Here is a 6,756-nt window from a genome sequence, read left to right on the forward strand (position 1 = left end):
GCCCCCCTGTGACCCCCCGGGATATTTCCGGCAAGAGAAAGGGGCGCGGCGGTGCCGGGGCCGGGCCGGAGCGGTTTTCCGGCTGGCACCGGCCCCGCGCCCATGGCAAGAAGGCGCAAAGCAAACAGGGGGAGGCGCGCGACATGGACACCGGCGAAGACACCGGCGAAACCGGCTTTGGCAAGGGCTGTCATCTGCATCTGATCGACGGCTCGGCCTTCATCTTCCGCGCCTATCACGCGCTGCCGCCGCTGACCCGCAAGTCCGACGGGCTGCCGATCGGCGCGGTGGCCGGGTTCTGCAACATGCTGCACCGCTATGTCGAGGGCAATACAGGCCCCGATGCGCCGACCCATGTGGCGGTGATCTTCGACTATTCCGGCAAGTCCTTCCGCAACGAGATCTATGATCTCTACAAGGCCAATCGCCCGCCCGCGCCCGAAGATCTGGTGCCGCAGTTCCCGCTGACCCGCGAGGCCACCCGCGCCTTTAACATCGCCTGCAAGGAGATCGAGGGTTTCGAGGCCGACGACATCATTGCCACGCTGGCCTGCCGGGCGCGCGAAGCCGGCGGGCGCTGCACCATCATTTCCTCGGACAAGGACCTGATGCAGCTGGTCGGCGACGGGGTCGAGATGCTGGATGCGATGAAGAACAAGCGCATCGACCGCGAGGGCGTGCAGGAGAAATTCGGCGTCGGCCCCGAGCGGGTGGTCGATGTGCAGGCTTTGGCGGGCGACAGTGTCGACAACGTGCCGGGCGCGCCGGGCATCGGCATCAAGACCGCGGCCCTCCTGATCAACGAATTTGGCGATCTGGAGAGCCTGCTGGACCGCGCCGAGGAGATCAAGCAGCCCAAGCGCCGCCAGACGCTGATCGAGAAGCGCGAGCAGATCGAGATGTCGAAACGGCTGGTGCAGCTCGATTGCGACATGGCGCTTGATTTCAGCCTGGAAGATCTGGAGGTGCAGGAGCCGGACCCCGAGGCGCTGATGACCTTCCTCGCCGAGATGGAGTTCCGCACCCTCAGCAAGCGCATTGCCGAACAGATCGGGGTTGTGCCGCCGGTGCTTGCCGAAGCCCCTGCGGCAAGCGGTGCGGCAAGCGGTGCGGCTGAGGCTGCGGATGTGCCCGAAAACCTGCCTTTCGATGCGGAGGCCTATGAATGGGTCAGGGATCGGGCGCGGCTGGAACAATGGGCGGCCAAGGCCGTGGCGCGCGGCTATGTGGCGGTGGATACCGAGACCACGGGGCTGGACGAGATGGTCGTCAATCTGGTCGGCATCTGCCTGTCGGTGGAGCCGGGCGCGGCCTGCTACATCCCGGTCGGCCACCGGAAGGGCCAGTCGGATGATCTCTTTGGCAGCGATGAGCTGGCCGAGGGGCAGCTGCCGCTGGACGAGGTGCTGGCGGTGCTGAAGCCGGTGCTGGAAGACCCGTCGGTGCTGAAGATCTTTCAGAACGCCAAATATGACTGCAAGATCTTCAGGCGCTACGGGGTTTCAGTGGCGCCGATCGACGACACCATGCTGATGTCCTATGCGATGCATTCCGGGCTCAACCGGCATGGAATGGATGTCCTGTCCGAGACCTATCTGGGGCACCAGCCGATCGCGATCAAATCGCTTCTGGGCAGCGGCAAGTCGGCGATCACCTTCGACCGGGTGCCGATTGAGGACGCGGTGAAATATGCCGCCGAGGATGCGGATATCACCCTGCGCCTGTGGCAGAAGTTCAAGCCGCAATTGCATCAGGCCAGGGTGACCACGGTTTACGAGACGCTCGAGCGGCCGCTGTCGCCGGTGCTGGCCGAGATGGAGATGCATGGCATCAGGGTCGATCGCGACACGCTGAGCCGCATGTCGAATGCCTTTGCCCAGAAGATGGCCGGCTACGAGGCCGAGCTTTATGAGCTGGCGGGGCGTGAGTTCAACGTGCAGAGCCCGGCGCAGGTGGGGGCGATCCTGTTCGAGGAGATGGGGCTGGAGGGCGGCAAGAAGACCAAGACAGGCCAATGGTCGACCCCGGCGGATGTGCTGGAAGATCTGGCCGCGACCCATGATTTCGCGGCGCGGGTTCTGGATTATCGCCAGCTGCAAAAGCTGAAGAGCACCTATACCGATGCCCTGCAGGATCATATCAATCCGGACACGGGCCGGGTGCATACATCTTACGTGCAGACCGGCGCCAATACCGGGCGTCTGGCCTCGACCGATCCCAACCTGCAGAACATCCCGGTGCGCAGCGAAGAGGGGCGGCGCATCCGCGAGGCCTTTGTGGCGGAGCCGGGCAAGAGGCTGATTTCTCTGGATTACAGCCAGGTCGAACTGCGCATTCTGGCGCATATTGCGGGCATTGACGCGCTGAAACAGGCGTTTCGCGACGGCCATGACATCCACGCCATGACCGCCTCCGAGATGTTCGACGTGCCGCTGGATCAGATGACGCCCGAGGTGCGCAGCCGCGCCAAGGCGATCAACTTTGGTGTGATCTATGGCATTTCGGGCTTTGGTCTGGCGCGCAACCTGCGCATTCCGCGCGGCGAGGCACAGGATTTCATCAACCGCTATTTTGAGCGCTTCCCGGGCATTCGCGCCTATATGGACGAGACCAAGGCCTTTGCCAAAGAGAACCTTTATGTCGAGACCCTGTTCGGCCGCAGGATCCACATGCCGCAGATCAATGCCAAGGGCCCGCACGCCGGGTTTGCCGCCCGCGCCGCGATCAATGCGCCGATCCAGGGCACGGCGGCGGACATCATCCGCCGCGCGATGATCCGCATGCCCGCCGCCATTGCCCACCTGCCGGCCAAGATGCTGTTGCAGGTGCATGACGAACTGATCTTCGAGGTCGATGAGGCGGCGGTCGAGGAGACCATCGCCGTGGCGCGCGCGGTGATGGAGGGCGCGGCGGAGCCGGCGGTGAAGCTGGACGTGCCGCTGATCGTCGATGCCGGGCAGGGGGCGAACTGGGCCGAGGCGCATTGATCCCCTTGGGCGGGGGCAGATCCCTTGGTCTGGGGGCGCTGCCCATCTTGGCCCCTGCGGGGCCAATTCACCCCGGAGTATTTGGCAAGAGATGAAGCGGCGGGGCTGGCGCTTCAGCGCCGGAGCCAGCCGAGACCCCGCGTGGTCGTGTCGGCGGGGTGGTATTCGGCGCTGACATATCCCCGGTAGCCGGTGGCCTCGAGCCGGGCGAAGAAGCTTGCGAAGTCGATATGGCCGCTGCCCGGTTCGTGGCGTCCGGGGGCGTCGGCGATCTGGACATGGGTGGCGCGGTGGCCGTGGCGCGCCCATGTGGCGACGGGATCGCCGGTGATTCTTGCGGCATGGTAGGCGTCGAATTGCAGCGACAAGTTGGCGGCTTTGACGCGGTCGAGCACGTCGGCGGCGAGGTCGAAGTCATCGAGGAAATAGCCCGGCATGTCGGTGGTGTTGATCGGCTCGATGGTCAGGTTGAGGCCGGCGGCGGCGTCGCAGGCCCAGTGCAGGTTGGCGATCAGCCGTTCCTTTGCCGCCGCGCCGCCGGCCCGCCCGGACATGACATGCAGCTTTTCCGCCCCGAGCGCCCCGGCGACTTCCAGGGCGTAGGCGAATTCCCGTTGAAACCGCTTTTCGGCACCGGGCAGGGCGGCGCTGCCGCGACCGCCGCTCTGCCAGTCGGGGGCCGGGGTGTTGATCAGCGCCAGCGGCATGCCGCAGTGCTGCAACCGGGCCCGGATCAGCGCCGGGTCGTGGTCGTAGGGGAACAGGATCTCGACCGCGTCGAAGCCGGCGTCGCGGGCCGCCGCGATCCGGTCGAGCAGCGGCAGCTCGGTGAACAGCAGGCTGATATTGGCGGCAAAGCGGATCATCGCGACCTCCTTCCTATGGCGGCCCGGGCCGCGGGGGGCGTCAGGCCAGATCGGCGAGCGGCTGAATGGGAAAGAAGACCCCGCCCGAGCGCAGGCCGAACCAGCTTTGACCCTGGTGCATGCCTTCCTCGCCCAGTTCCACCATCCGGTAAAAGCTCTTGCGGTCGATGCGCGCCTCGAGATTGCCGCGCACCCGCACATAGGGCGCCGGGGCGCCGGTCTCGGGGTCATGCGCCACCCGGATCGGGGCTTCGGCTCCGGCCTCGACGCGATCGCCGACATTGGTGAGAAAGCACAGCACCTGGTCGGCGCCGGCGCCGCGCACCTCGAGGTCGACGGCCACGAAGGGCACGTCCTCGACCTCGATCTCGACCTTTTCGACCGGGGTGACGAGCACATAGTGGTCGCCGTCCCGGCGCAGGATGGTGGAGAACAGCCGCACCATGCGTGGCCGGGTGATCGGGCTGCCCTGATAGTGCCAGCTGCCGTCGCGGGCGATGCGCATGTCGATCTTGCCCGACGAGGCCGGGTTCCACAGGTGAACCGGGGGCAGCCCCTTGTCGCCCTGCGCCGCGCGCGCGGCGCTGGCGATGCCTTCGGGATCGGGTTTCACGGGAAAGTGTCCGCTCATTGTTTTTGCCATTTCTTCCGGGCGCGATAAGGTCGGTCGAGGATATATCCGAAACAGGAGATTTGCCATGGCCGAAGATGCCGACCTGCTGCGCGAGATCGAGGCGCTGGGCGACCGGCTGGACCGGGCCAGGGCGGCGATCAGGACGCGGTTCATCGGCCAGCAGGAGGTGGTCGACTTGACGCTGGCGACGCTGCTCTGCGGTGGCCACGGCCTGCTGGTCGGCCTGCCCGGGCTGGGCAAGACACGGCTGGTCGAGACCCTGTCGACGGTGATGGGGCTTGACGGCAAGCGCATCCAGTTCACCCCCGACCTGATGCCGGCCGACATACTCGGTTCGGAAGTGTTGGACACGGATGCCGCGGGCCGCCGCGGCTTCCGCTTCGTGCCGGGGCCGGTCTTCTGCCAGCTGCTGATGGCCGACGAGATCAACCGCGCCAGCCCGCGCACCCAGTCGGCGCTGTTGCAGGCGATGCAGGAACGCAAGGTGACCGTGGCCGGCGCCGACCGGCCGCTGGTGGCGCCGTTCCACGTGCTGGCGACGCAGAACCCGATCGAGCAGGAGGGCACCTATCCGCTGCCCGAGGCCCAGCTGGACCGGTTCCTGATGCAGATCGATGTGCCCTATCCGGCGCGCGACACCGAACGCGACATCCTGCTGGCCACCACCGGGGTCGCCGAGGCGGCGGCGGGGCAGGTGTTTTCGGCTGCCGATCTGATCGCGGCGCAGGGCCTGCTGCGGCGCATGCCGGTGGGCGACAGCGTGGTTGAAGCCATTCTCGACCTGGTGCGTTCCTTCCGGCCGCAGGATCCGGGCGCCAGCGAGACCGTGCGCGACAGCGTTGCTTGGGGCCCCGGGCCGCGCGCGGCGCAGGCGCTGATGATGGCGGTGCGGGCGCGGGCGCTGTTGCAGGGGCGGCTGGCGCCCTCGGCCGAGGATGTGGCGGCCCTGGCGCCGCCGGTGCTCAGCCACCGCATGGCACTGAATTTCGCCGCCCGCGCCCGGGGCGAGACCCTTGCCGGCCTGATCGCCGAAACATTGGCGGCGCGGGGCGGGATCGGAGCCGCCGCGTGAGCGCAGCCGCCCCTCTGCGGCGCCGGGCCGAGGCCGAGGCGGCGCGCCTGCCGCCGCTGCTGGCGCGGGCGGAACGGCTGGCGGGCACGGTGCTTCTGGGCGAGCATGGCCGGCGCCGTGCCGGGCTGGGCGATGATTTCTGGCAATACCGGCCGGTGCAGCCCGGCGATCCGGCGCGGATGATCGACTGGCGGCGCTCGGCCCGGGGCGATACCGAATTCGTGCGCCAGCGTGAATGGCAGGTGGCGCAATCGGTGATGCTGTGGGTCGATCAGGCGCCCTCGATGCGCTTCGGTTCGGACCGCCAAGGGGGCAGCAAGGCCGATCGTGCCCGGCTGCTGGCGCTGGCGCTGGCGATCCTGCTGATCCGCGGAGGAGAGCGGGTCGGCCTCAGCGGCACCCGGCTGCCGCCGCGTCGTGGCGAGGCGCAGATCCTGCGGCTGACCGAGATGCTGCAACAGGACGCGGGCGGCGATTACGGTGCCCCCGAGACGCGCGCCATGCTGCCCCATGCCCGGGCGCTGTTCATGTCCGACTTTCTGGGCGAGATCGGAGCCGTCGAGGCGGCGCTGGCCAAGGCGGCCGATCGCGGCGTGCGCGGCGTGATCTATCAGGTGCTGGACCCGGCCGAAGAGACCTTTCCCTATCGTGGCCGGGCGATCTTCGAAAGCATGGGCGGCACGCTGTCGCACGAGACCCGCCGGGCGTCGGATCTGCGCCCGGACTATCTCGGGCGACTGGCGCAGCGCCGCGACCGGCTGCGGCAGATGGCGCGGCTTTGCGGCTGGCAGTTCGGGTTTCACGACACCGGGCAATCGGCGCAGGCGGCGCTGTTGTGGCTTTACCGGGCGCTGGAGCAGAAAACGTGACCCCGTGGCTCGGCATAGGTTTCACCGCGCCCTGGCTGCTGCTGGGGCTGCTGGCCCTGCCGGTTCTGTGGATCCTTCTGCGGGCCCTGCCGCCGGCGCCGGTCCGGCGGCGTTTTCCCGGGGTGGCGCTGCTGCTGGGGTTGCAGGATCGGAACAGCGTGGCCGAGCGCACGCCCTGGTGGCTGCTGCTGCTGCGGGCCCTGGCCCTGGCGGCGCTGATCGTCGGGCTGGCGGGGCCGGTCCTGAACCCGGCGGCGCCGGCGGAGGACGGTCAGAAGCGGCTCGCGATCCTGCTCGACGGCAGCTGGGCCGCCGGCGCCGACTGGCC

Annotated in this window: 6 protein-coding genes; 4 read left to right on the forward strand and 2 right to left on the reverse strand. The window is 68.0% G+C overall.

The window, feature by feature from the left end; all coding sequences use genetic code 11:
* Window positions 1–143: 143 nt before the first annotated feature.
* A complete protein-coding gene (gene polA / locus ABZD10_RS12345) occupies window positions 144–2,987 on the forward strand; it encodes a DNA polymerase I (protein WP_372886887.1) in 2,844 nt (947 codons plus the stop codon).
* A gap of 113 nt (window positions 2,988–3,100) precedes the next feature.
* Here polA and ABZD10_RS12350 read toward each other — a convergent pair whose 3' ends face one another.
* Together ABZD10_RS12350 and ABZD10_RS12355 are read right to left on the reverse strand one after the other, a co-directional pair.
* The gene (locus ABZD10_RS12350) at window positions 3,101–3,853 is read right to left on the reverse strand and encodes a hydroxypyruvate isomerase family protein (protein WP_372886877.1); all 753 of its coding nucleotides are present in this window, start codon (window positions 3,851–3,853) and stop codon (window positions 3,101–3,103) included.
* 40 nt (window positions 3,854–3,893) lie between these two features.
* Window positions 3,894–4,484, reverse strand: coding sequence for a DUF1285 domain-containing protein (locus ABZD10_RS12355; protein WP_372886879.1), 591 nt, complete (start codon window positions 4,482–4,484; stop codon window positions 3,894–3,896).
* Window positions 4,485–4,551: 67 nt separating this feature from the next.
* Here ABZD10_RS12355 and ABZD10_RS12360 point away from each other — a divergent pair, with 67 nt between their 5' ends.
* The 3 genes from ABZD10_RS12360 to ABZD10_RS12370 form a co-directional block, all read left to right on the forward strand.
* Window positions 4,552–5,559, forward strand: coding sequence for an AAA family ATPase (locus tag ABZD10_RS12360; protein ID WP_372886881.1), 1,008 nt, complete (start codon window positions 4,552–4,554; stop codon window positions 5,557–5,559).
* Window positions 5,556–6,428 (forward strand): DUF58 domain-containing protein, encoded by an 873-nt coding sequence (locus tag ABZD10_RS12365; protein ID WP_372886883.1) that lies wholly within the window; start codon window positions 5,556–5,558, stop codon window positions 6,426–6,428. Before ABZD10_RS12360 ends, ABZD10_RS12365 begins: the two co-directional genes overlap by 4 nt.
* The coding region (locus tag ABZD10_RS12370; protein WP_372886885.1) for a BatA domain-containing protein at window positions 6,425–6,756 on the forward strand (332 nt) is incomplete at its 3' end. The genes ABZD10_RS12365 and ABZD10_RS12370, both read left to right, overlap by 4 nt.

The organism is Shimia sp. (assembly GCF_041624275.1).
Taxonomy (GTDB): Bacteria; Pseudomonadota; Alphaproteobacteria; order Rhodobacterales; family Rhodobacteraceae; genus Shimia.

Bases quoted from the DNA above. Each gene is read 5' to 3' on its own strand.
- ABZD10_RS12355 (WP_372886879.1), bottom strand. From the start codon at position 4,484: ATGAGCGGACACTTTCCCGTGAAACCCGATCCCGAAGGCATCGCCAGC.
- polA (WP_372886887.1), top strand. From the start codon at position 144: ATGGACACCGGCGAAGACACCGGCGAAACCGGCTTTGGCAAGGGCTGT.
- ABZD10_RS12360 (WP_372886881.1), top strand. From the start codon at position 4,552: ATGGCCGAAGATGCCGACCTGCTGCGCGAGATCGAGGCGCTGGGCGAC.
- ABZD10_RS12350 (WP_372886877.1), bottom strand. From the start codon at position 3,853: ATGATCCGCTTTGCCGCCAATATCAGCCTGCTGTTCACCGAGCTGCCG.